At 44.5% G+C, this 24,201-nt stretch carries 21 protein-coding genes, 1 other RNA gene and 2 pseudogenes; 10 read left to right on the top strand and 14 right to left on the bottom strand.

The features are described 5' to 3' along the window. Window positions 1-2: 2 nt before the first annotated feature. From H595_RS0103030 to H595_RS0103020, 3 genes are all read right to left on the bottom strand, one after another. On the bottom strand, window positions 3-851 hold the full coding sequence (locus tag H595_RS0103030) for an HvfB family MNIO-type RiPP peptide maturase (RefSeq protein WP_037053489.1): 849 nt from the start codon (window positions 849-851) through the stop codon (window positions 3-5). Between the two features lie 53 nt (window positions 852-904). After that, a complete protein-coding gene (locus H595_RS0103025) occupies window positions 905-1,348 on the bottom strand; it encodes an HvfA family oxazolone/thioamide-modified RiPP metallophore (protein WP_027669863.1) in 444 nt (147 codons plus the stop codon). A 156-nt stretch (window positions 1,349-1,504) separates the two neighbouring features. Beyond that, window positions 1,505-2,026, bottom strand: coding sequence for a sulfotransferase family protein (locus H595_RS0103020; protein WP_027669862.1), 522 nt, complete (start codon window positions 2,024-2,026; stop codon window positions 1,505-1,507). A gap of 169 nt (window positions 2,027-2,195) precedes the next feature. On the opposite strand from H595_RS0103020, the gene H595_RS0103015 reads away from it, so the two are divergent. Further along, the gene (locus H595_RS0103015) at window positions 2,196-2,765 is read left to right on the top strand and encodes a 2OG-Fe(II) oxygenase (protein WP_027669861.1); all 570 of its coding nucleotides are present in this window, start codon (window positions 2,196-2,198) and stop codon (window positions 2,763-2,765) included. A 51-nt stretch (window positions 2,766-2,816) separates the two neighbouring features. On the opposite strand, the gene H595_RS0103010 is transcribed toward H595_RS0103015, so the two are convergent. The 6 genes from H595_RS0103010 to H595_RS0102985 all read right to left on the bottom strand — a co-directional run bounded on the left by H595_RS0103010 (window position 2,817) and on the right by H595_RS0102985 (window position 11,983). Continuing rightward, on the bottom strand, window positions 2,817-4,760 hold the full coding sequence (locus tag H595_RS0103010) for a tetratricopeptide repeat-containing sulfotransferase family protein (protein WP_027669860.1): 1,944 nt from the start codon (window positions 4,758-4,760) through the stop codon (window positions 2,817-2,819). Next, window positions 4,760-6,589 (bottom strand): putative 2OG-Fe(II) oxygenase, encoded by a 1,830-nt coding sequence (locus H595_RS0103005; RefSeq protein WP_027669859.1) that lies wholly within the window; start codon window positions 6,587-6,589, stop codon window positions 4,760-4,762. The genes H595_RS0103010 and H595_RS0103005 overlap by 1 nt, the downstream gene beginning before the upstream one ends. Before the next feature lie 8 nt (window positions 6,590-6,597). After that, complete coding sequence (locus H595_RS0103000; RefSeq protein WP_027669858.1) at window positions 6,598-7,557, bottom strand: aspartyl/asparaginyl beta-hydroxylase domain-containing protein; 960 nt, start codon at window positions 7,555-7,557, stop codon at window positions 6,598-6,600. A 26-nt stretch (window positions 7,558-7,583) separates the two neighbouring features. Continuing rightward, the gene (locus H595_RS21520) at window positions 7,584-7,892 is read right to left on the bottom strand and encodes a hypothetical protein (RefSeq protein ID WP_037053486.1); all 309 of its coding nucleotides are present in this window, start codon (window positions 7,890-7,892) and stop codon (window positions 7,584-7,586) included. A gap of 53 nt (window positions 7,893-7,945) precedes the next feature. Further along, entirely contained in the window at window positions 7,946-9,106 is a 1,161-nt protein-coding gene (locus H595_RS23380; protein WP_156885908.1) for a 2OG-Fe(II) oxygenase, read from the bottom strand. 75 nt (window positions 9,107-9,181) lie between these two features. Next, window positions 9,182-11,983, bottom strand: coding sequence for a TonB-dependent receptor (locus H595_RS0102985; RefSeq protein ID WP_027669857.1), 2,802 nt, complete (start codon window positions 11,981-11,983; stop codon window positions 9,182-9,184). A 490-nt stretch (window positions 11,984-12,473) separates the two neighbouring features. Between H595_RS0102985 and dinG the strand changes: the two genes are divergently transcribed. From dinG to H595_RS21510, 5 genes and pseudogenes are all read left to right on the top strand, one after another. After that, the gene (gene dinG / locus H595_RS0102980; RefSeq protein WP_027669856.1) at window positions 12,474-14,513 is read left to right on the top strand and encodes an ATP-dependent DNA helicase DinG; all 2,040 of its coding nucleotides are present in this window, start codon (window positions 12,474-12,476) and stop codon (window positions 14,511-14,513) included. 12 nt (window positions 14,514-14,525) lie between these two features. Further along, window positions 14,526-15,308 carry a sulfite exporter TauE/SafE family protein gene (locus H595_RS0102975; RefSeq protein WP_027669855.1) on the top strand — a complete coding sequence of 261 codons (783 nt, stop codon included), beginning with the start codon at window positions 14,526-14,528 and terminating at the stop codon, window positions 15,306-15,308. Beyond that, a complete protein-coding gene (gene priC, locus H595_RS0102970; RefSeq protein ID WP_027669854.1) occupies window positions 15,308-15,847 on the top strand; it encodes a primosomal replication protein PriC in 540 nt (179 codons plus the stop codon). Before H595_RS0102975 ends, priC begins: the two co-directional genes overlap by 1 nt. Beyond that, entirely contained in the window at window positions 15,847-16,125 is a 279-nt protein-coding gene (locus tag H595_RS24535) for an arginase family protein (protein ID WP_240474814.1), read from the top strand. The genes priC and H595_RS24535 overlap by 1 nt, the downstream gene beginning before the upstream one ends. 21 nt (window positions 16,126-16,146) lie before the next feature. Then, window positions 16,147-16,785, top strand: a pseudogene (locus tag H595_RS21510) (histone deacetylase family protein); the annotation flags it as partial. Here the strand turns inward: H595_RS21510 and H595_RS0102960 are convergent. Further along, window positions 16,756-17,853 (bottom strand): tryptophan 2,3-dioxygenase family protein, encoded by a 1,098-nt coding sequence (locus H595_RS0102960; protein WP_027669853.1) that lies wholly within the window; start codon window positions 17,851-17,853, stop codon window positions 16,756-16,758. The pseudogene H595_RS21510 and the gene H595_RS0102960 overlap by 30 nt on opposite strands. A gap of 127 nt (window positions 17,854-17,980) precedes the next feature. Between H595_RS0102960 and H595_RS0102955 the strand changes: the two genes are divergently transcribed. Beyond that, window positions 17,981-18,241 (top strand): late competence development ComFB family protein, encoded by a 261-nt coding sequence (locus H595_RS0102955; protein WP_027669852.1) that lies wholly within the window; start codon window positions 17,981-17,983, stop codon window positions 18,239-18,241. Continuing rightward, window positions 18,238-18,351, top strand: a pseudogene (locus tag H595_RS21505) (DUF2496 domain-containing protein); the annotation flags it as partial. The gene H595_RS0102955 and the pseudogene H595_RS21505, both read left to right, overlap by 4 nt. 41 nt (window positions 18,352-18,392) lie before the next feature. Here H595_RS21505 and ffs read toward each other — a convergent pair. After that, window positions 18,393-18,489, bottom strand: an RNA gene (gene ffs, locus H595_RS23770) — signal recognition particle sRNA small type. A 142-nt stretch (window positions 18,490-18,631) separates the two neighbouring features. After that, window positions 18,632-19,552, bottom strand: a complete 921-nt coding sequence (locus H595_RS0102945) for a DUF3014 domain-containing protein (protein ID WP_051219712.1) — start codon at window positions 19,550-19,552, stop codon at window positions 18,632-18,634. Window positions 19,553-19,617: 65 nt separating this feature from the next. On the opposite strand from H595_RS0102945, the gene H595_RS0102940 reads away from it, so the two are divergent. Then, window positions 19,618-20,766, top strand: a complete 1,149-nt coding sequence (locus tag H595_RS0102940; RefSeq protein WP_027669850.1) for a patatin-like phospholipase family protein — start codon at window positions 19,618-19,620, stop codon at window positions 20,764-20,766. Window positions 20,767-20,894: 128 nt separating this feature from the next. Continuing rightward, on the top strand, window positions 20,895-21,794 hold the full coding sequence (locus H595_RS0102935; protein WP_027669849.1) for a GGDEF domain-containing protein: 900 nt from the start codon (window positions 20,895-20,897) through the stop codon (window positions 21,792-21,794). Between the two features lie 32 nt (window positions 21,795-21,826). Here the strand turns inward: H595_RS0102935 and tilS are convergent, their stop codons facing one another. After that, on the bottom strand, window positions 21,827-23,122 hold the full coding sequence (gene tilS, locus H595_RS0102930; RefSeq protein WP_027669848.1) for a tRNA lysidine(34) synthetase TilS: 1,296 nt from the start codon (window positions 23,120-23,122) through the stop codon (window positions 21,827-21,829). A 119-nt stretch (window positions 23,123-23,241) separates the two neighbouring features. After that, window positions 23,242-24,198, bottom strand: coding sequence for an acetyl-CoA carboxylase carboxyl transferase subunit alpha (gene accA / locus H595_RS0102925; protein WP_027669847.1), 957 nt, complete (start codon window positions 24,196-24,198; stop codon window positions 23,242-23,244). Window positions 24,199-24,201 lie beyond the last annotated feature (3 nt).

Here is a 24,201-nt window from a genome sequence, read left to right as displayed (position 1 = left end):
ACCTAAGCCCTCAATGCTAATTGCTGTGTTGCTTGCTGCAGCATCTTAACTTGGGCAAGTTCATCACATAATATTGTCAGCTCAGGGATATTAAAATCGCGCTCAAGCAAGGTAGCTTTAACACCATGTTGCTGATACGCCAATGCTAACAATTTCCATACCGGATCAATAACTGCGGCTCCGTGGGTATCTACCAGTAAATCCTCCGCTTGCTTAAAATGTCCGGCAATATGGTAGTAGGCAATGCGATCAGACGGCATCGCCGATATAAAGTGCTCAGCGTTATAACCATGGTTTACCGAATTAACATAAACATTATTCACATCAAGCAATAACTGACAATTGGCTTCTTCAAGCACCGCACAGGTAAATTCCAACTCAGACAACTGCTGACCAGGCGCGGCATAATAAGACACATTCTCCAGTATCAGCGGCTGTTCTAATATGTCTTGTACCTGACGAATACGTTGTGCAACGTAGTGCACAGCATCATCGGTAAAGGGGATAGGCATTAAATCGTACAAGTGACCACTGCCGGAGCAATAGCTTAAATGCTCACTATACAGATTAATATTATGCTGGTGTAAAAACTGCTTTACCTGTTTTACAAAAGCCACGTCTAGGGGCTCTGGACTGCCGATAGATAAAGACAAGCCATGGCAAATAAAACGATGCTGTTCAGTGAGCTGACGAAACTTACGCTGTAATTTGCCACCAAACGGGATCCAGTTTTCTGGCGCCACTTCGAAAAAGTCTATAGCTGCAGGTTTGGCCGTTAACACCTCGTCCAGCATTTCACGGCGTAAGCCTAAGCCAGAACCAGACACCATGCTATTACTTAATAGCGTCATCGTGCATCCCCTCTAAACAAAAGGCCTGCAACTGCAGGCCCTTGTCACACAGTTTACAGACTGCCGCCACACTTGGCTTCTTTCGCTTTATCTTTAACATCTTTTGCTTTGTCAGTCATTTTGGCTTTATCAGCGCCACATTTACCTTCTCCACATTTACCCTCTTTCGCTTTATCGGCTTTGGTGTTCATCATTTCTTCGCCGCACTTACCTTCGCCGCATTTGCCTTCTTTCATTTTATCGGCTTTGGCTTTCATTTTATCTTCGCCGCACTTACCTTCACCGCACTTACCTTCACCGCACTTACCTTCACCGCACTTACCTTCACCGCACTTACCTTCACCGCACTTACCTTCACCTGCAGCCATTTCATAGCCAGATGCTAAATCTTGAGCCGTAAAAGGATTGGCATTAGCTGTCGTCGCTATTGTCGCCAGTGAGCCTAAAACTAAAGCACCTACTGCCATGGCTACGTTAGATTGTTTACTTGTTTTCATGTTTTCACCTGTTGTATTTGTAATTGCATAAAACTAGACCTTTTTTACATGATTTTAGTTTCATCTACTCATAAAAATATTTTCAACATAGATAACTTTTAAATCAAACTCAAAAAATTGGCACTTACCAGCGCGCTACAAAGGCCTTATAAGACATCATGATAAACCTAGCTCAAACAAAAACTGAGGATAGCGTTCAGATAACTCTATCTTGCTTTGCTCTAACGGTTGATGAACCTGGCCAACACTCGATGTGTAAACAGGCGACTTGCTTTTATAAAAATGTAGCATCGAACCTTCAAATTCAAGACCGAGATGATTGCATACTTTTGTCAAAGTCAGTTCAGGTTCGGCAACCAGATCCTCGTAGTTAATTTCCAAAATACGTGCGTTATAAATCGTTTTCCAGTGCTCTAATAAACGTCGCTCATTAGATATATAACTCTTGATAGAATTGGCTGACCAGCTCCATGCAGCCTGAGAGCGAAAATTAGTTTTAAAGCAGGACCACGCCGTATTTTCGTCATTTCGTCGAATATAAATAGCTTTCCCTTTAGGGAAAGCTTGTGCCCAAATACCAAAATAGCGGTTTAGATTCAGCGTCTTATCAACTCTAAAACCGTCATTTGGAAAATACTGCTTGGCGACATGCTGATATACGCTAGCTATATGGTCCAACAGTAATCATGTCCAACCGCAGGGTTGGGTGTCTGTATGCAACAACGACAGATATCATAATATAAGATAGGAGCATTGAACTTTTCGAGTTGAATTTTAGCTGCTACTTTAAAAAAATAGCATTCTACGGTAACGTGCTAACTAAAATAATTATTTATTAATAACAACCATGAACAACAACGTAGACGCTAAATACAGCACTGAAGTTGACGGCAAACAGATATGGGTACTCGATGACCTTTGTACTGCTGCAGAGGCAAAAGAACTGAACAACACGCTAATTGCCAGCCCATTTAAACGGGACGAAATTGCCAGGCCCGATACAAAAGACTACCGTCACTGGGCGATTAATTTAAACACCATGCTATATAAATCTTTGCCAGTATACCAACGTTGCCTTGACTCGATTAAACGGCTTACTGGAAAAGATTACCAGGCATACCGTGGCTATGTAAATCATGCAGCTTTTGGTGATATGTTATTTACACACACAGACTGCAAACCAGAGAGCGATGAGCTCACCGTGCTGGTGTACATTTGCGAAGAGTGGAACCTGGAATGGGGTGGTGAAACACTATTTTTCAATAACGAAGATGATTGCGTGTTTGCCTGTACTCCTAAACCTGGCCGGGTGGTGATATTTAACGGCGCAATAAAACACGTGGGCAGACCGCCTAACCGTATTTGCTTCCACCCCCGCTACACCTTAGCCTTTAAAATGGAACTTGATCATAACTAAAGAAGTGCGGCGTTATGCCGCACAAAGTATCAGTGTTAAACAAAAAACTGATCAATCACTTGCTGTATACCCAAGCTGCCTACACCAGGTCTGCAGCAGTTGATGTTGAAAATCAAAATACAACCGGTAATGCTGATAAGAGTTAACGGCCTTGGTATATAAAGGCTGACTAACTTGATGATAACTGGGAGTGTTAAACATTGTTGGGCTGTTGCCACTGCCGGTCTTAGCCTCTTGCTGTAGTCCACAATGCGCTAAAATTGCAGAAAACTCTTGCTCATAGTCAGTTACTAACTGTTCGTACTTTACCGCCAGCACTTTGTCAGCGAATTGCTGTTGCATTGTCGCTAGCAAATTAAAATAACAATGGTAACTTTGAGCAAAACTCTCAACCGAAAACAGGTTAATCATGCGCTGTTTTAGGCTACTGATACATACATCCATGGGGTGGCGTAACATCAAAATAATTTTAGCCTGCGGAAATAAGGCCAACACCGGCGCTAAGTAAATGGCATTAAGCGGCATTTTATCGACAATGACGTCATCGTCGTTAATAACACTATAATCTTGCAAACTGTCCAGGTAATCCTGCGCCAGCAAGTTTTGCTGCTCAGCAGATAAATTTGCCAGGTATGCCATTACATTTTGACCATTCGCTTGGCGCTCTAACTGCTGATAAAACTGCTTAACGGCGTGCGTTTCTTCTAATATTTTTACGTTGTTAATTAGCGCTAAACGCGATTCAAGCAAAGTAGTACCCGAACGGGGAAAACCGATAATGAAGACTAACTTACGCACATGAGTGCCGCGTAACGGAACGCCTTGCTGTATATCTTGCACGGCACGCTTGGCATCCTGCTCTAACCCATCAAGCACTGAAACTTGCTGCACGTAACTACCAGCATGAATAATTTGCTCAGCAGCCAGATTGTAACGCGCTTGCGCTTCAAATATCTGCACTTTTTGATAGCATATATCTAACTGCATCTCAGTGCCTTCTGGCTTAGAAATTTCATCTAATATTGCCAACGCTTCGTTAAACTCCCGACGCCGGGTTAACACTTTAGCCTTTACCAACAGTAAGCTCGGTGTAAGAGGAAAAAGCGGTAATGCGATATCTAAAAGCTGTTCGGCCTGTAACAATTGCCCCAATGTTTCAAGCAAGTTAGCACTAAAATAGAATGCTTCTACCGTGGCAACCTGCTGCGACAAACTAATAATTTGTTGCAATATTTGCTTGTCGGCATCGAGTAAATAGCGACAGTACAACAAATTTGCATCGATTTCGAACCAGGCTTTGTTTGCCAGCACCTGTGCTTTTTCTAACAAGTTAAGTGCTTGAACATAACATTTCTCGTCAAGCTCAATCAAACCTGCATAGAGTAAAATCTCAGGCTCAAGTTTGATATGCTCGGCGTGTTGCTGCCGCAACTGCCGCATCGCTTGAGTGCTTTTTAATTTATACAATACAACGCTAAGCAAGCGTAATGAGGGCAAGTGAACACCTTGGGCAAGCGCAAGAGTTAATTTCTTATGAGCACTATGGCACCTTGCCTGGCCGAAGTCGCACTGAGCGGTTCCAAACAAATACTCAACATTATAAGGTTGTAGCGCCAATGCCTGAGCATAATACACTTGTGCCTGTTCAAAGTTGCCTTGTGTAACATAAATCCCAGCAAGGGCGCTATGCGCCGCATGGTAGCGATTATTTAACGTCAAACACTGTTGCAACAGTGCCTGAGCTTCCGCCATGCGCTGCTGCAACTTTAATACTAAAGCAAAATTAAATAAGACATCTAAATTTGTCGGATATTGCTGGCGCAACGCCAAAAACAGCGGTTCTGAAAGCGTATATTCCGCTAACTTACCATAAGTTGTCGCAAGTAATAGTTTAAACATAGGGTGTTGCACATGCGGCTTACAAGCGGCAACAACCGCAGCATAATCATGTTGATTAAACAGGCGCAGTGCCTGATCAAATTGGGATTTAAGCATTAAAAAGACCTACTGTGACCGGTTGACTCAGGCACTATGTCAAATGCGACAGTCACCCGATTTGTAGCAGACTTAAACGGGTTTGTACCATGCCACATAAAAGAGGGAAACAGCACCAACATACCTGGTTGAGGTTTTACAGCAAAATCGCCAACATCCAGAACATTGGGTATATCCGGCCGACCAAATACCAGCCACCCCTGACCATCATGTTCAACCGCGTCCGGCACATCGACATAATAAACCCCACTTAGCCAACCCATTGGATGAAAATGAGACTTATGAAACCCTTCGTCGCGCAACTGCACCGACCACGAACCCTGAAATTTAAGATCGGTTGATAGTCGCGATAAAAAAGGGTGCTTAGGATCAGGCAGCAACTGGCTAATAAACTTGCACGCTTGCTGTATCACCGCTTGCTGCAACTGTTGTAAAACGGCATCTTGGCGGTCAAAGATATTCTCAAAAGTTTGAGACCCCTTTTGCAGCGAAAGCCCCAGTGGAGGGCGGGCATTGCAGTGTAGCTTATTCAATAGCGGCAACAAACGCTGATTGAAATCCACCGGCAATAAAGCGCTACTCTCCCGACTGCTTATCACATCGGCACTTACCAGCGTATAGTCACATAACCAGTTGTATTGCTGCTTTGCAGAGGTAAGTTTCAACGCAGAACTTAGCGTAGTCCACCAGCCTTGATTTAACGGGTCGTCATCACATAAGTGTTGGTAGTGAGCTAAGGCCTCCTCGCCTTTGTATTGTGCTAACAGGGTAAACGCCAATTCACTTCTTGCGGCAATATTGGACGTATTGTTGACTTGCGCTAATGCACTTCGACCGAAATACTCGGCTTTTTCTAAATCACCTTTATTACGGTATACGGTAGTGGCCAATGTCAAAACTGCGCTGTCGGAGGGAAAATGTTGTAGTAAAGGCTCTAAATAGCGCTCAGCGGTATCAGGCTGATCTATATTTAGCAGCGTTTTTATGTAGTCAACTCTAAGCGCATGATGCTCTGGCGCCGCGTTAAGTCGCTGCTCTATGTGTAAAAACGGTTTTGCATCGCCTTGCTGCCATAATAATGCCGCATATTCGGCATAGGCAAGCACATCGTCCGGCGCTGCAGCAATAGCGGCCTGATAGCAATTGTAAGCACGCTCAAACTGATTATCCAATACATAGCATGCCGCTAGATTGCGCAGTACAGTTGAGTTATTCGACGTAGCAGCACGCTCCAGCAAATGAATAGCATCCGCTGCACTACCTAGTTGGCGCTTTAAGTTCCCTAAGTTGTTTAGTAGCTTTATATTGTGAGGTTCGCGCTGCAGTAGCTTGTCATACAGTGCCTCTGCTTTGTCTAGCTGCGCTGTATTTACCAAATTCTCAGCCAGTGCAATGGCAATATTCATGTTATTTGGTTGTAAATTATGCGCCGTTTTAGAGTGTTCCAGTGCCTTGTCATATAATGCCAAACGGCTAAGCGCTCTGGCGCTGTTTAGGTAGCCATCCGAATTTGTTGGCTCCAATTTAGTTACATGAGCAAACTCAGCCAGCGCCAGCTGTGGCTGCTCCATCTCCAGCAATAAATTTCCAAATGAGTTTCTAAGGGCGGCATTAGTGGGATGTGCTTTTAATGCGGTTGAGAAACAGATTTTACTTTTTTCGTGCTGTCCAAGGCGGCGTAGCGACACCGCGTACATAAGAGCTATTTCAGCGGGCACGTTATCTACCGCAAGCACAGGGCTAAATAATGCAACAACCTGTATGAAAGCGTGTTGATTAAAATAATACGAAATTTGTTGAAAACGTTTAATAAGGTCTAAGCTAATCATTTTTAACGCTACAAACGGGCATCCAATGCAGCCAATTTAGCATATTTTTCTGACCAAAGCTGATGCTCTGCCATAAAATGCTTAATAGCGTTTTGCTCTTCAACGGTTAATGAAGGGTGCCAAACATCAAAAATAAATACATCACGCCGAGCCCCACCCTGGTTTGCCGCACTATGTAAAAAACTATCATCAAACACGATAGCCTTGTCGTGCTCAGACCAATACCGCTGCTCGTCACCAGCACGCAAATACGCAGCAGCATTTACCTGCAGCGGCATATGCACTGTCAGTTTAACATTAGAAATACCATAATGGGGTGGGATCTTAGCGCCGCAAAGTAATGACGACACAAATGCCTCAGCAGCGTGTGGCGGACAATGCGCTATTACAGGGTGTTCTAACACCTTTTGACACTCAGTTAATTTACTATCAGCAAAAGGCGTTTTCTTGTCACCACGTAATAAATGCGTAGACAGCCATTTTTGTTTAACGTTTTGCCAGTCAGTGGTATTAGGTACCGGGCCAGAAGTTTCAACATACTGCTGATAGCTATTTTGCCCCAGAGCCAGTAGGTCGGGTTTAAAGCCGTTCAGCTGCACTAATATATCAGCCAAGCCAGGAATTTCTTCTGCTGTATAAAAAGGTTTCGCTGGTAGCCCGGGAATATAAAAAAAAGAGGGTTGCTGCAGTGGCTGTTCAAACTGCTTGGCTTCAAGGCCAAAATAAAAGCGGATTGCCTTGTTTATTCTGCTGCTGACGTTTGAAATAACCTGAACTTTGTCATACAAAGCCTTTCGGGCCAAATTAGCCGCATTTTTGATGTGCGTCTGTTGAGTTTTACCAAGCGCTTTGCTGGATAAAAAAAAGGCGGGTTCAGCGTCAAACCAGCTGGCATAAATATCAAGCGCAGCATTAAATTGCTGCGCTTTTATCGCCTGAGCGGCTAACTCTGGGTAATTAGCTCCCAAAGGAAATTTTGCGTTATTTCTAATAATTAACCACCACCTGTTTCAGAACCTTGCTGTTGACGTAACCACGCTTCACGTGATACTTCGCGCATTTTATCACGATCGGCCTTGCTCATACAGCGGGTGGTTTTGCGGTTAGAACCAATGGTTTTTTCATGATAACAAACTAACTTACTTTCCTCAGCAGCGGCAGTAACTTCGCCATTTTCATTAACTTGCACTGTCTCTTCAGTTGTTGTCGCATTAGCAACATCACGATCTACAGAAGCACTACAACCAGCTACTGCGACTAGTAGTACAGCCATAGTCGCCATCTTTAATTTCAACAATTCCATCTTTTTTCTCCAATTTCACTAACTTAACGTATTACATACAAAAAATATTCATGTTAACCGTAAACAAACGTACCATAATCAGTAACACCTTGTCTAACCCATTTTGACAACAGCCATTTCTCACCTGCTTGTACCGGTTCACCGGCATGATAAGAAGCTTGTAACAACTTGCCAGCAGCATCAATATTGCGAAACATAAGCATATCACCCGCCTGGGCTGGTACTTTAATGCCTAACTTAAGAAAAGACGTTTCACCGCCCGCTGATACCGTATTTAAATACGCAAGCACCGTTAGCTGCCGCTGGCCGCCATTGCGAAGCTGGGACGACAATGTTGACGTGTCACCAACGATGGCGTCAAAATGTGGCAGATAGCGTTGTTGCACGTCATAATGTATCAGGTTCATCACCTCACCATTTTGCCGCGCAAAACCAGCAAACGCTGACATTTTCAATTCTATGCCTAAAGCTATCCAATCCAAATATTCCGGCACAATGGCTACCATGGAACCGGTGCGGTAAGGGTTTTGTTTTGCCGTTCCACTCACCGGATCGACAATTTGTGACGGTTGCAATAAGCTGCTAAATCGCAACATCATATAACGACATTCAATGTCGGTTAATGCTGCTTTGGCAACAACCAGGCCGATGTCGCTATTTATCTTTTCACAATTAAACTGTTGCCAGCCTTGCAAGCCGGTGCTAAACGCTTGACTAAGCTCGGTACTAGTCACGCTGGCTTCCTGCACTGTATATAAAGCATGCAACAACTGCTGAGCTAATTCTGGCGAAAACTGCTGCAATAGTGCGCAGTAATAGCGACTAACATCAGCGCTCTGCATTACCGATATCAGGGCGACAATAGACTGAATATCGCCATCTATGGCTTCTTCGTGCAAATCAGAAAACAGCTCATCATTCGTGTAGCTATTCTGCTTGTCAAAAAAACAACGTAACAACGCCCTACGGTGCAGCGTGCCCTTCACTCCCCTTTGCCACTGCTGGCCGAGGTATTTATAAGCTGAAGGCTTATCTTCTTTAAACAATATATCGGCATAATACAGCACCGCTGCTGCAGAGCCTGCATCGGCGGCACGCTGCAGTAATGCTTTGCCTTGCTGCGGGTCGTTTTGGTTAAAGCAAGCTATGGCTTGTCGAATTAAACTCTGTTTATCCATTACCGGTTTATTCATCGTCTGGGTCTGTATTGCCATTTTTTCATCAATCAACCTAAAAAAAAAGCCTCGAAACGAGGCTTTTTGTGGTTAAGGTTAAGCCTTAACTAGGTATTAGAATTCCAAGCTGATACGGCCGTATACAAAGCGACCTGGAATTTCATACATTGATGGGTCAAAGCTGTTAGCAAAGGTACTGTAAGATACACGTGGATCTGTATCGAACAGGTTATTGATACCAACAGAAACACGCATACTTTCAGTTACCTGATAAGCACCAGACACATCATGATATACCATTGAACCTAAGTGGTTGAAGCTCGGGCCGCCCACTTCTGCACTTGGCATACTACACAGAATTTGCTCTTGCGCATTTTGTAGTGCATTGTTACCGAAGTTACAGGTTTCATCTGTACCTTTGATAAAACGTGCCAGGTAGCTTGCAGTCCAGTCACCTTGAGTCCAGTCTAACGATACGTTAGAACGAACGCGAGGCACTACGTCACGGTCAAATGCCCTACCTGCTAACTTATTTTCAAATTCAGCAGCAGTTACCGGGTCAACAGCAACTACTGTACGCTCGTCGATGTAGGTAACATCAAAGCGTGTCAAGAAAGTACCAAAGTCAGTATCAAAACGGTAAGACACGTTAGCATCGAAGCCTTTGGTGTATTCACCACCTAAGTTAACTGCACCGTTAAACAATTCAACAATACCGCCGCCAGAGTTACGCTGGATCAGTGAACACAGTGTTACGCCAGTTTCAGCACACGCATCCAGAATAGCTTGTGGACCAACAGTAGACACCGCGCCGTTAACTTCAACATCAAACATGTCGAAAGTCATTGACAGGCCATCAGCCCATGAAGGGTTATACACGAAACCGTATGTTTTGCTTTCGCCTTCTTCTGCTTCCAGGTTGGCGTTACCACCAACAGTTGAGCGAATTTGCGGGTTAGGCTGGTTGTAAGTAGCCGGAATACCCGCACAACCAGGCTTACCTGGGTTAGCTGCAGCACCACCATTACATGGGTCAACTAAAGTAACAAAGTTATCTGTTGCACCACGGAATAACTCCCTGATTGACGGAGCACGGAAAGACTCAGAGTACGTAGCACGTACTAATAAGTCAGCGTTTACACGCCACTTCAGACCTACTTTGCTGTTTGTTGTGTCGCCAAAGTTGCTGTAATCAGAGTAGCGAGTCGCTAATTCTAAATCCAGGTTTTGCGCAAACGCCATATCAGCTAACAATGGAATCGCTAATTCAAGGTACATCTCTTCTACGTCGTAACGACCTGAAGTAGGCTGACGCGCGTTACCTGAAGACAAACCTGCAGAGATAAACGCATCTGGCTGGTCGAAACCGCTCTGCCAGCGTTTTTCGTAACCCGCAGCGAAACCAATCATACCGGCTGGCAGCTCTACTACGTCACCAGAAATGTTAGCGGTGTAGTTTTTCATGTTGGTGTTAGAAGCATCTTGCGCAGTAAACAGGATGTAATCCAGCATTTCTTCCGTGATAGAACCTACACCGATAGCAGTAGAACCACCGAACAGGTCAAGTGGCACACAGCCATCTGTTGCAGCACAAACATCAACATCACCAATTGCCGTCTTAACATTACCCATGTTAAGCAAACCGTCAGTCAGCTCGTTGTTTGTAATGTCTGAATAGGTGTAACCAACATCCCAGTAGAAAGTACGGTCGCCTAAATCGAAGTTACCTTCAAAGCCACCGTTAAACTGGAATTGGTCAACGTTCTGGTTAAACTGACGGTAGCCAGCTTCCATCATACGACGGCCTACCAGATACAGCTCATTTTCACCTGGTGTATCAGTACTTAAGTCTAAACCCGTTGGGTTGTATGGGTTGTTCGCTGCCAACACATAACCGGTGCCACCAAACGCACTACCGATAAACAACGGCGTAGGTGCCAGCGCCTGTGCTGATTTACGGTTGTTGTAGAAACCGTTCACCATAACACGCAGGTTATCGCTCAGCTCATAGTCTGCTTTGATAAATATATTTGTACGTTCTTGCGGCGTAGACAGGAAGTTAAATGGCGCGAAGTTAAATGCAGAAGCGCCAGTCCACGGGATTAACCCGCCGTTACCATCACCCTGCTGGCTGAATAAATCACCATTGCCGTCTTTGTACATAAAACGGGTATTAGGCGTACCAGAAGAACCACCAAAACCTACTGGAGTACCAAATACTGGCACTGCAGAAATATCACGGCCACCCGCTAAGGTTTCATCTTCGTTTACGTAGCTTACGTTTACATAAACGTTACCTTTACCAGAAGATGCACCAAAACCAATGTCGTAAGATTCTTTACGGCCATCGCTGTAGCTTGCGTACTGACCTAAGTAAGCACTAGCGTGAACGCCTTCGTAGTCTTTACGAGTAATAATGTTTACTACACCAGCAACGGCGTCAGAACCGTATACTGCAGACGCACCATCTTTTAATACTTCAATACGCTCAATGATAGATGATGGAATGTTGTTTAAGTCGACAGAACCGCCCAGACCTGGTGCCCAGCGCTTACCGTCTACCAATACTAAGGTACGGTTTGAACCTAAACCACGGATGTTCAGGGTAGTTGTACCGTCACCACCGTTATTGCTGTTGGTGTTAATTGCAGAACCAGCAGCTGGCAGGTTTTGTAATACGTCACCGATAGAAGTCAGACCGAAACGCTCGATATCAACTTTATCTAATACTGTTACTGGGTTTGCACCTTCAAGGTCAGCACGTTTAATACGTGAACCTGTTACTTCAATTCGTTCTACTTTTTCTGCAGCATCTTCTTCAGCAGCATTTACTGATGCAGTGAAAGCAGTTGCAGATGCAGCGCCAAAAGCAATCGCTAAGCGCACAGCTTTGCTTAATTTATTATTCGTATACATGTATTTCTCCCTGGACCACTATCTAGTGATTCTATTTTTAAACAGTTACCAACCTTTTACGGCGCTCGGCACTCCGTTCATTTCGGATAACCTCCGATTTGTCGCCCACTGATAATAAACGTAAGGTTTCGGCAGGGTCAACAGCTTTTATGGAACAATTTGAGATTTACGTTGTCGCCAGGTTAACTTCTGTACAAACATCTTTTCAATGCAATAGAATATTTGGCAATGCCGTGCAGAGCGATATATTATAATTGATTAAATTCAACAACTTAAGCTTAGCAAATAAAATATGCGTAATTAACTGTATGGACACGGCGTTAAATGTAAAGATTAGATTGCCAACAAATCTTTACAATAAATCCCGATTCATTCCTAATTAATTATTCACAAGACGGAACTTTCTATGCGAATTTTGTAGATGAAGCCGTTTTGCTACTGCTGATATTAGGTATACAATCCAATAACTGGATAAAAATACATACCCAATATGCTAAGTGACTCTCTTAAACACCAAATTCGCGATATTCATAGCCGTATCAAAACGACATTGCCGCTGTATCAACCCAGACCGGGGCAAAATTTACTGGTTGCCGAAATCGCTAAAATTGTGTCCGGCAGTTATCACCGACATGAACGGATTGGTTTAATTGAAGCGGGGACAGGTACTGGAAAATCGTTAGCTTATATGCTGGCGGTTATCCCATATGCATTATCGCAAAAGAAAAAAGTAGTTATTGCAACCGCCACTGTGGCCCTGCAGGAACAACTTGTAAATAAAGATTTGCCATTTTTTCAGCAGCATAGCAAATTATTATTTGAATTTAGTTTGGTTAAAGGACGCCAGCGTTATGCCTGTATTGAGCGCATGCGTCAGCAACAAAAACACCCCGAATTATTTGCAACAGCCGCTGATGCGGCTTTTGACTGGCAAAAACTGCTCGATAGTTGGCAACAACGCCACTGGCTGGGTGACCGAGATACACTCGCAACCCCGCTGTCTGAAGATTTATGGCAGCGAATTGTAGCAGACCCGCTGCATTGCCATAAAACCGATCGCCGGCACATGAACTGCCCGTTTCATCTGGCTCGCGCAGAGGTAAGTAACGCCGATGTTTTGGTTGTAAATCATGCCTTGCTATTAGCCGACTTGGCCAGTGGCAATAGTATATTGCCGCAAGCTGAAGATAGCTTGTATGTTATTGACGAAGCACATCATTTACCCGATATTGCCCGCGATTTTTTTGCGGCACAGGCACAGCTTAGCCACAATAGTGTTTGGTTAGAAAAAGCTGGCAAAACAATTCAACAGTTAATTACCCTTTTGCCAGCGACTGTAATGAAAGAACTATTGCGGTTTGATGACAGTTGTAACGAGTTAAACAGTTTACTCAAGCCTGTTGAGCGAAGTATTGCTGAGTTTAAAACGCGCTGGTTTGCTGATAAGACCGAGTATCGTTTTACTGATGCTGCCCTGCCAAAATTAGTCCAGCAGCAAGCAGAGCCTCTAGCACAAATGAGTCAAAAAGCGCTGGTTCAATTAGAACGCGTGCAACAACATTTGCAAGAAAATATCTCTGAACAAAAACTGCCGTTAAAACAGAGTTTTAACTTGCTACAGGACCTAAGTCACCTGCGACACAAGATTGAGCAACAACAAGGGCTTTGGCATCTTTATGCGATGGAGCAAGAAAAAAATGTCCATCAAGCCCGTTGGGTTGAACTGAATAACCAAAGCCAAAATGTCGTTGGCCATGCTTGCCCGCTTGGCGTGGCAAACAAACTGGAGCAACTGCTGTTTAATGATGCCTTTGCCGTGATCATGTGTTCGGCTACGTTGACAGCGTTAAATTCGTTTCAGTATATAAAATACGATCTTGGTTTAAATCGGTTTGAGGGAGTCAAAACGCTGCAAGTAACGTCACCATTTGCGTATGCGGAAAAAGGTAAAATTGTTATTCCCAAAATGAAAACCTTGCCTACTGAACAAGCCTATACGGACGAACTGTCTACGCTGCTGCCAAACTACTTACCTAAAGATCAGGCAAGCCTGGTGCTGTTTGCGTCTTATTGGCAAATGCAGCAGGTTGCAGAAACTATCCGTAAAAAAGGCTTTTCTTTATTGGTACAAGGTGAGGCATCACGTCAAGCACTACTGCAATTGCATGCCGAAAACTGCAAACATAACCGCTGTAGTATCTTGTTCGGAACCCAAAGTTTCTCTGAAGGGCTAGATTTACCCGGTAAGTTGTTAACCAATTTAGTGATAACAAAGTTACCTTTTGCGGTACCCACGTCGCCGTTAGAGGAAGCCTTAGCTGAAGCGATAACACGTAAAGGCGGCAATCCATTTTTACAACTTACCGTGCCCGCCACATCAAAGAAACTGGTGCAGGCATGTGGTAGACTGCTACGCCAGGAGCAAGATGAAGGCCAAATTATTATTCTCGACCGCCGTCTGGTTACTAAGTCTTACGGCACGGCCATGTTAAACGCATTGCCTCCTTTTCAGCGTCACATTGAGTATTAACAGGAAACCATTTTGTTTGCAGAATTAGCTTTAGAGCCGAGTATATTATTACTGTTGTGTGCCGTGGCCTTTATTGCCGGTTTTATCGATGCTATTGCTGGCGGCGGTGGTTTACTTACTGTGCCCGCCTTACTTACTGCCGGTTTACCTCCTCATGTCGTGCTGGGTACAAATAAATTAGCGGCCACTTTTGGCTCGTTAACAGCATCTGTCACTTATTACCGCAAAAAGCTGTTTAATCCTCATTTTTGGCAGCGCAGTTTGTTTTACACCGCTATCGGTGCAGTACTCGGCACTATAGCTGTCGACTTTCTGAGTAATGAATCGCTGGAAAAAATTCTTCCAATTGTGATTTTGTTAGCCGCTTTTTATACATTATTTAATCGTATGCAACCTGATGACAAGCTGCAGTTGCCTGCCAAAACGACCAAATTATATTGGCAACAAAGGCTGCAAGGCCTGACATTAGGGTTTTATGATGGTATTGCAGGTCCGGGTGCCGGTGCTTTTTGGATGGTATCTACAATGGCGCTTTACCGGATAAATTTGCTACTCACCAGTGGTGTGGCGCGGACAATGAATTTTGTCAGCAATGGCTTTTCGCTGGTGGCTTTTATTTATCTGGGCCATGTTAATTTTGCGTTGGGAATCGGTATGGGTCTCTGCTTAATGTTGGGGGCCTGGCTAGGTGCACATTCTGCTATTAAATTTGGAAGTAAATTTATTCGTCCGGTATTTATTTGCGTTGTTGCAGCTATTGCACTGCGTTTAGCCTGGCAGGCCTGGAGCAGCTGATGGATTTATTAGGCACACTTGCGCATCAATTGCAGCAATTAAAGCAACAAGCTGAACAGATTGATTTAAAGCAAGTTAGCGGTAAGCCACAAAACTGGTTTGACAGCACCCTGTTTAGCTGTCGCTCACCCCAGCTAACTGATTACGTTATAGAGGCACAGCGAAACCTTAACCACTTGCAACATAGCGCGTTAGGAATCACAGCGAAACAACGCTTGGTGCAGCGTTTAAGCGAACAAACCGTTGCGCTTACCCGAGCATTTCGAAATGTTGATATACGACGCAAACCCAGCAATAAAGTACATAAAGCGAAAAATCTGGTGCAGCAAATCAGTGTTAGTAGCCAGCAGCTATATCAGCAACTAAGTGATACGCAGGAGTTTGAACGCCGATTGCAGGATATGATCGTGCTGGCCAATCGTGAAAACGCCCCCGATGCTATACAACGCAGTTTGGCATTGCATGCCCGCCTAGGCCGCTGCCGTAAAGCCTTATCAGATATTGAACGACAAATTCTGGATTTGGAACGCCGCAACTGATGCTAACCTCGTTACCCGCTATGCTTTATCATCCTTGCTACAGCGAACTTGATCTTCCAGCGCAGCACCGTTATCCCATTACAAAGTATCAAGCACTGTATCAGCAGTTGCTTAGTATTGGCGTGCCGGTGAGTGCATTCTCCTTATCAACACCGATAAGTAGCGAACAACTTGCCCAGGTGCACTGCCCACATTATATCCGTAGCTTACAAGATGGCAGTATTCTGCCCAAGGCCATGCGACGAATTGGTTTTCCCTGGTCTGAACAATTGTTTTAGCGTTCGCTTTGCTCTTTAGGAGGAACGTTGCAAACAGCTCAAGCCGCGCTTAAACAGGGTATCGCACTACATTTAAGTGGGGGCTATCACCACGCTTTTTACAACGAAGGGTCTGGCTTTTGTCTGTTTAATGATCTGGTGGTTGCCGCTAAAACCCTGTTAACGCAGGAAGTGGATAAAATACTTATCATCGACTTGGATGTGCATCAAGGAGATGGTAGCGCTGCCATGCTAGCAGATGACCCCCGAATTATTAGCTGTTCAATTCATTGTGAAAAGAACTTTCCTTACTATAAGCAGCAGTCTGACTGGGATGTTGGCGTCGCGAAAGATTGCAGCGACAACGACTATCTGCAAACCGTACAGCAAAGTGTGCAAACCTTGATTAATTGGCATCAGCCGGATTTAGTGCTGTATGACGCCGGCGTTGATATTCACCAGCGGGATGAATTGGGGTTACTAAGCATTTCAACAGCGGCACTATACCAGCGCGACTTGCTGGTACTGCAATGCTGTGTTGATAACGCAATACCGGTAGCAGCAGTAATTGGCGGCGGCTACCAGCGCAATGTTGATGCGCTGGTGCAGCTGCATTTGCAGTTATTCAAAGCTGCTTTTACCCTCTACGGCTCACACTTCGCCAGCAAAATAGAAACCTAAACGGCGTTTCACTTGCGGTGGTAAGGGCGGCAAATCAGCTTTGGGTAACAAAAACGTCGCCATATTGAACAAGTCGGTGAAAATGCGGTTTTTCTCGGTAGTGCGTTTTAAGTAGTCATGTCCCGATGAACCACCGGTTCCAATTTTTGTACCGAGCATACGCTGTACCATCATGGCATGTTTATAACGCCAAATAGTGAGCAATTCATCAATTTCAGTTAAACAAGTAAGCAGTTGAAACGGCAAGTTAAATACCGGCTCTTCCTGATATAGACTAATAAACAGCGCAGACAACATTGCGCGTTGGCTTAAGCGAAAACTACCATTGTGTTGCAATTGTTGGTATTTGTCGTTATCAAGCAAAGCAGCAAACTTCTCAGCGGTACGTTCTATTTCTGCCAGCTGCAAAGCACGTTCGTGTTCGGCGATTTGCTCAATTGACTCGACAGTACTTTTATCTTCCGCCAACATCGCATCCGTTGCCTGTCGGTACATTTGCCAGAAACTAAAGTCGTTTAATTCGAGAAATGGCATACGCTCCAGCCATTTTTCTATGCGTTCGAACAAGCTAGGCTCATGTTCTAATTGCTGCAGAAAGGCACGGTCTTTCTCATTCAACCGGCTATAAAATGAGTTTTTATCAAAATCGATACGAAAATCGCTTTTTAAGCCCAAGCCTATTTCCAGCATTTTAAACTGGATACTTTGAAAACCTGATGCAGGTACCAAATAATCGCGAAACGACATAAAGTCTTGCGGCGTCATGGTTTCCATCACACTAATTTGCTGATTCAGCAACTGCTGAATGGTAATTACCCGCTTGAGTTTATGAACTATACCGGTTAACTGCTCGTCTTTAACTTCTTCAGCGGCAAATACATCCATTACGGCTTTTAATTCGTGCAAAATTTGCTTAAACCATAGCTCATACACCTGATGCACAATAATAAACAACGTTTCATCATGTGCCTCATTGGCATATTTTGCACTTTCAGGCGCTTGTGCTGTTAACACCTTATCCAGTTGTAAATAATCACCGTAGTAGCAGGGCGCAGTATTTTTTTGCATAGTTATTTTTCTCTTATGGCCTTGATGCGCATTGTAACAGTGACCAAGCTTAACTCAATCTTTCAGTGGTCTTTTGCTGTAAAGCTGATTATGCTTTGTGAAATACATAAACCACATTGAGGTTAATATGAAACTGGACGACGATATCCACAACTATTATGAAAAATTAACGCTGGATCATATTGTTGAGTTAGGGTTGGATGCGAATAAGGATGCAGAGTACCTGGCAGATTTGTGTTGTATTTCACTAAACCTACTACCGCCACGCTATATTCGCTACGAAGTAGACATGGCGTTTTATTTACCACAGAGTGAACGTTACGAAATGCAAATGAAAGTGCGGGAATCAGTAACCCGCGCGCGCGAGTTTCTGGATAGTAATGAGTGAGTGATTCTCTTGAACACGCCCCAGAGCATGTCAAATTGGCTGTCGATTTGATTATGCTTCTGGAGCAACATGAACTTGACCCTAACACCATATTAATGGCGCTTGAGATAGTAAAACGTGACGTTATAAAACAGAGAGATTTGGGTGGCAACCCCACCAGCCACATCCCGGCACATACGTCATAAACTGTGGCTGCTTCCTTCCGGACCTGACCAGGTTCGCCTACTAGTATTGCGAGAGGACCAATGGGGTTACCATTGAACTGCTGAATCCTCAGCAGGCGCGCATTATGCAAGAATCGGTTATGTTCTGCAAGCCACGGCGTGACTTTCGTTCACGCTGTGACTTGCAGAATAATGTTATATAAGCCTCTGCGAGAGCAAAAAAGCGTTAAACAGCCGTCAAATGACTATGATACTGACGCAGCACCGCTTTTACTTTTGCCATATTAGCAGGACCAAGGCGTAGCATTTGTTTTTGCGCAGCAGGCAACTGTTCAATGTCGGGATCTGCAAACTTATACATGACACCCGGCCGCACCAGTTGCAGTGGATAACTTACATCAGGCGTTGCCAACAATACCTCTATCGCGGTAATAAGTTTATTTTTAAATAACTCATCAGGATAGCCCTGCTCTGCATAAGCTTGTTGTAATAAGGGTTCATAACGGTCAAATAACGTTATCAATTTTGCTGGAGGAACACTTTCTAATAACTGAATATAAGGTTGGAAACGAGCAAAACTCTCATCATTGAGCTGCATAGCGTCCTGACCAGATGGCGTAAATTTTTGCTCAAGGGGTTGCAGCAGAGGATGTTTTTTTGCCAATTGTCCCTGAGCAATATTATCAACTTGCAGCGCAAAATTACGTAACATATCTTCGGTAATAAATAATCCAGCCAAACCAGGCTGCCATTCTAACGCCAGTAATTTTTGCTTTACCTCCTGATCAGAATTATCTAATGCAGGAAGGGGCAACTCAACCGGCGCCTCAACAATGTCAACACTCTCTGTCTGCGCTGATACCTCAGGTTCTGGCTCAGCCTCCTCATTGTCAATCTCAGGCTGTGGTTCTGGTGGCAGGTCAATTATTACTGGTTCAGTAACTACCTGCGGCACGATAACGGCAGGTTTAGCTGGCATGTCCTCTTTTTTCAACAACATCCAGGCGGCAATAAGTATCACCACAACAATTGCTGCAATGGCCAACAAATAAACCTGTTGGTTTTTGTTCTGCTCTTGGTCTTTTTCCTGTTCAGCCATAATACCCTCTGTAGCAATATAATCGCACAACGCGATTAAGCGTTGCATTCTGCATTGAATCCAGCAATATATTAAGCAATGAGCATATATACTGGAAAAAGTTCAACTAAGTTATGTCTGAACACGATGTCAAAACGGTAAAAAAAACGGCTTTGCTATTAACCGGCGGTGGCGCTAGAGCAGCGTATCAGGTTGGCGTATTAAAAGCGATTGCCCAGCAATTCCCGCGTAGTAGCAAGCTACCGTTTCAAATAATATCGGGTACCTCCGCCGGTGCCATGAACGGTATTGCCATGGCATGCTACGCGTCTTGTTTTCATTTGGGTGTGAAGAAACTGGAATGGATTTGGCGTAACTTTCATACCAGCCAGGTATATTATGCGGATTATCCGAGGGTTTTTCGTCAGCTGTTACGCGGCGCTTTTAGTGCATTTCAGGCTGATTATGCTAACAAGCAACCGGTCAGCTTGTTTGACAATAAACCGCTTAGACAAATGCTGACAAAGGTGCTGGATTTAAAACGCATAGACCGCAATATTATGGGAGGGTATCTCTCAAGTGTGTCGGTTACCGCGTCTTGCTATAACAATGGCGATTCGATAACGTTTTTTCAGTCTGACAAAGTGCAGGAATGGCGCCGGGCTAAACGTTGCGGCCAGCGAACCTTGCTTGGAGTGCAGCATTTAATGGCATCGGCTGCCATTCCCTTAGTGTTTCCAACAGTGCGTATTCATCAACAGTATTTTGGTGATGGCTCGGTAAATCAGCTCGCTCCGCTAAGTGCACCAATACACCTGGGTGCTGATAAAATTATGGTTATTGGCGTGGCAGACCCTCGCAAAAATGAGTCCAATCAGCGCAGTTTGCACCACCCAGATCTAGCAACCATTGCCGGACACTTACTCGATACGGTATTTACCGACAGCCTTAACTCAGATTTAGAGCGGATGAAGCGTATTAATAACACCATTAAAATTATGCGCCAGCACAATATAGAAACGGAATTAAAACCAGTAAACAGCCTGGTGATCAATCCCAGCCAAAATTTTGGTCAAATTGCCAGCGAACACTTTTTGTCGTTACCTATGGCGGTACGAACAATATTGCGAATGACTGGGATACGCCAGCATTCAGACTCCAGCTTAGCCAGCTATTTACTCTTTGAGCAACTCTATACCCGACGTCTGATTAGCTTAGGTTATGATGATGCGATGGCGCAGATGGACAGCATACTGCAGTTTCTGGCAGACGACAGTGATTAAGGTTTAATTACTCGTCAATACCTTGACAGCCCGAAATGCGCGACAAGTTAAGTCATTGATAAATAATACCTTTAAATATTGGCCCATTATTTGCTTTAAGATTTATAAAAGCATTATTGGATACCATTATGGAATACCTGTTAGTACAAGACGTCGCGTTAAGCAGTGCTCCTAGTTATGCCGCCATGACAAAACTGCAGCAATGGCCGCAGTTACCAGAATGCACGGAACAAAGCCTGATAAGCCAGTTACAAACTACGTTAGACATTCAGCAGCAGCTAAATATCGTATCAATGGCCGTCGGCAAAGTTTTGCCGCTTTCAGCAATGTCATTAAAAACCGCGGTGGGTGATTTTTCCGCTATTGGCTCATGCTCAGGGGAATTTGAACACCGTAGCGTACTCGTACTCAACCAACAGTGCTTAGCTGAACTGGTTTATCACAGTGACTACGCCTTTACGCCAATGGCACAACGTGAGTTACTATTGCTTGAAAGTGAATGGTTGTTTGCTCTGCGTAATGCGTTAGTCGTGAGTCGTCTACAACAAATGGCGCTAAAAGATACGCTAACAGGTTTAGGTAACCGTCGTTTTTTTGACGATAGTTTTGAAAAAGCGGTGATGTTGGCAAAACGTCACAACGAGCATTGTGCACTGATTTTGCTGGACTTAGATAACTTTAAGCAGGTTAATGACTCAAACGGTCACAGTGCTGGCGATGAAGTATTGCTGGCAGTAGCTGATTGTTTACGCGATACCCTGCGCGCAACGGATAGTTTATTCCGCTTCGGTGGCGACGAATTTGCCGTTGTTTTATCTGGTCAAGATACCGACAATGCCGAATTAGTTGCCCGACGCTTGGTTAAGGTTATAAACCAACATTACCTATGCCAACAGTACGCAGTAAGCGCCAGCGTTGGCTTAGCGGTATTTAATACTGACCAATGCAGTAAACAATTATTTTCCGCTGCTGACAGTGCGCTATATGCCGCTAAAGAAGCAGGCAAAAATACGGTTCGCGTAGCCTGACACAATATAAAAACGTTAAGTATTACTTTATTTTAGCTTTGCCAGCTTATCCACTGTGTCGCTTGCTCTGCCGTAATGCAGCTGGCGTAGCCTGCAACAGCAACTAACTCGCCATCAACTAAAAGAAGTGGCGTGCGTAAGCGCTGCCAGGGTGGTACCTGCCATAATTTAAACCACTGCTTTAACGGTTTACTCATCAAAGCCCCAGCCGGTTTAAACCGCAAACTAAGTTGACCAAATATAATTTGTCCAGAACTTGCAGCGATAGGCAGAGCCGATGACGCTTGTTGGGTTAAAAACTGCAGGCTGCCGCAATGCTCTGGTAGTAATACCGTATTTTGCCCGCGCCAATGGATCTCTTGCGAGGGTACTAAAGTGTCTTTATGGGTAAGCAGATAAAGCTTGCCATCAAAACGTCGTACCTGATACTCAGCCAATTGCAGCGTAGGCGTTGCATCTGGCCGCGCTCCAATAACCTGACATTTAAGGGTATCAAGCCATTCTAAGGACGGATTAAGCCCTGCATGCGCTAACCAATGCCGGATCACTAAATCCTGTTGTAATGGTAACTCCTTCGCTAACGCCGACAACACCAGATGATTGTCACTAACACATTGCTCAAATGCACGTTCTGTATAATGCTCTGCTAACTGTTGTAGCTGTGTTAAGTGCAGCATGCTTCGCGCTGCAGTACGGCTAAAATGTGGCCAACGCTGTCGAATAACCGGCGTAATATGCTGACGAATAAAATTCCGCTCAAAACGGGTATCCTGATTACTTTCATCTTCGACATAGCTGAGCTGTTGTTGCAAAGCATAATGTTCCAGCTCACTGCGGCTAAACGCCAATAATGGCCGCATCAATTTGCCCTGTGCAAACGGACGACTGCTTGCTATACCACTTAAACCAGCCGCACCAGCGCCTCGCTTTAGCGCCAAAAATAAACTTTCTAGTTGATCATCGCCATGATGTGCCGTAACCAAGGTATGTTTTTCGGTGTGAACAAATTCGTTTAGCGCCTGATAGCGCCCTTCCCGAGCGCGTTGCTCCAGATTATCACGCCCACTCAGCTGTAGATGGCGCATTGAAAAACGCACTTTGCGCATGGCACACTGAGCCGCACACAATTCGCCCCACGCACTGGCGTTGTCGCTAATGCCATGATGTATATACACCGCTTCTAACGTAAATGGCTGCATTTGCTGCGCGTTACATAACAAATCCAGCAACACCATAGAATCCAGGCCACCACTAAGCGCCAGCACAATATGGCTGTGGTTTTGCAATTCTAAGGTTTCGATAAGATACGCAGAGCTTAGCTCAGGCATAAGAACATCTACCGTGATAAACACATAAGGTAAGGCTAACACAAATTAAAAAGCCAGTGCAGCTGCACTGGCTTAAAGTACTCATGATTAAGCACTTTTGATTAAGTGCTTACGTTTACTTAGCAGTATCCGTAAGACATCAAACGCTGGTAACGCAAATCAAGCAGCTCTTTAGTACTCATTTTCTGCAGCTTCTGCAAGTCGCGTAGTATCGACTGTTTTAACGTTTGTGCCATTTGCTCTGGCGAGCGATGGGCACCACCGAGTGGCTCAGGGAACACCTCGTCGATCAGTTTAAGCTCTTTAATACGCTCGGCCGTAATACCCATGGCTTCAGCAGCTAAAGGGGCTTTATCGGCACTTTTCCATAAAATAGATGCGCAACCTTCTGGCGAAATAACCGAATAAGTACTGTATTGCAACATATTCACTTTATCGCCGACACCGATAGCCAAAGCGCCACCAGATCCGCCTTCACCAATAACTGTGCAGATCACCGGTACTTTTAAACCTGCCATGACTTTTAAATTGCGGGCAATGGCTTCAGATTGACCACGCTCTTCAGCACCAATACCCGGGTATGCACCAGGGGTGTCGATAAAGGTAACAATGGGCATATTAAAGCGCTCAGCCATTTCCATCAGACGTAGCGCTTTACGGTAACCTTCAGGACGTGGCATACCAAAGTTACGCTTAATCTTCTCGCGCGTATCACGGCCTTTTTGATGGCCAATAACCATAACCGGTATATCGCCTATCCGGGCTGTTCCGCCTACAATCGCCTGATCATTAGCAAAAGTTCTGTCACCGGCCAAATCATCAAAGTCAGTGAAAACATGCTTGATGTAATCCAGGGTGTAAGGTCTTAGTGGATGACGGGCCAATTGTGCAACCTGCCAGGCACCCAGCTCAGCAAAAATTTTCTTTGTCAGGCCCAAACTCTTTTCTTTTAGTTTGTTGATCTCTTCTTCTAAGCCCAAATCGTAATCGCCATTGCGACTTACGTTCCGCAATTCGTCTATTTTTGCTTCTAGTTCAGCAATAGGTTGCTCAAACTCTAAATAATTCAGCATCATCGA

This window comes from Rheinheimera baltica DSM 14885 (assembly GCF_000425345.1).
Lineage (GTDB): Bacteria > Pseudomonadota > Gammaproteobacteria > Enterobacterales > Alteromonadaceae > Alishewanella > Alishewanella baltica.
Note: the sequence above shows the minus strand (reverse complement) of the source record. Positions and strands in the feature narration are given on the sequence as shown.

Excerpts from the sequence above, each read along its gene's own strand:
- H595_RS0103030 (WP_037053489.1), bottom strand. The coding sequence starts at position 851 with ATGACGCTATTAAGTAATAGCATGGTGTCTGGTTCTGGCTTAGGCTTA.
- H595_RS0103025 (WP_027669863.1), bottom strand. The coding sequence starts at position 1,348 with ATGAAAACAAGTAAACAATCTAACGTAGCCATGGCAGTAGGTGCTTTA.
- H595_RS0103015 (WP_027669861.1), top strand. The coding sequence starts at position 2,196 with ATGAACAACAACGTAGACGCTAAATACAGCACTGAAGTTGACGGCAAA.
- H595_RS0103010 (WP_027669860.1), bottom strand. The coding sequence starts at position 4,760 with ATGCTTAAATCCCAATTTGATCAGGCACTGCGCCTGTTTAATCAACAT.
- H595_RS0103005 (WP_027669859.1), bottom strand. The coding sequence starts at position 6,589 with ATGATTAGCTTAGACCTTATTAAACGTTTTCAACAAATTTCGTATTAT.
- H595_RS21520 (WP_037053486.1), bottom strand. The coding sequence starts at position 7,892 with ATGGAATTGTTGAAATTAAAGATGGCGACTATGGCTGTACTACTAGTC.
- H595_RS23380 (WP_156885908.1), bottom strand. The coding sequence starts at position 9,106 with ATGGCAATACAGACCCAGACGATGAATAAACCGGTAATGGATAAACAG.
- H595_RS0102985 (WP_027669857.1), bottom strand. The coding sequence starts at position 11,983 with ATGTATACGAATAATAAATTAAGCAAAGCTGTGCGCTTAGCGATTGCT.
- dinG (WP_027669856.1), top strand. The coding sequence starts at position 12,474 with ATGCTAAGTGACTCTCTTAAACACCAAATTCGCGATATTCATAGCCGT.
- priC (WP_027669854.1), top strand. The coding sequence starts at position 15,308 with ATGGATTTATTAGGCACACTTGCGCATCAATTGCAGCAATTAAAGCAA.
- H595_RS24535 (WP_240474814.1), top strand. The coding sequence starts at position 15,847 with ATGCTAACCTCGTTACCCGCTATGCTTTATCATCCTTGCTACAGCGAA.
- H595_RS0102960 (WP_027669853.1), bottom strand. The coding sequence starts at position 17,853 with ATGCAAAAAAATACTGCGCCCTGCTACTACGGTGATTATTTACAACTG.
- H595_RS0102955 (WP_027669852.1), top strand. The coding sequence starts at position 17,981 with ATGAAACTGGACGACGATATCCACAACTATTATGAAAAATTAACGCTG.
- H595_RS0102945 (WP_051219712.1), bottom strand. The coding sequence starts at position 19,552 with ATGCAACGCTTAATCGCGTTGTGCGATTATATTGCTACAGAGGGTATT.
- H595_RS0102940 (WP_027669850.1), top strand. The coding sequence starts at position 19,618 with ATGTCTGAACACGATGTCAAAACGGTAAAAAAAACGGCTTTGCTATTA.
- H595_RS0102935 (WP_027669849.1), top strand. The coding sequence starts at position 20,895 with ATGGAATACCTGTTAGTACAAGACGTCGCGTTAAGCAGTGCTCCTAGT.
- tilS (WP_027669848.1), bottom strand. The coding sequence starts at position 23,122 with ATGCCTGAGCTAAGCTCTGCGTATCTTATCGAAACCTTAGAATTGCAA.
- accA (WP_027669847.1), bottom strand. The coding sequence starts at position 24,198 with ATGATGCTGAATTATTTAGAGTTTGAGCAACCTATTGCTGAACTAGAA.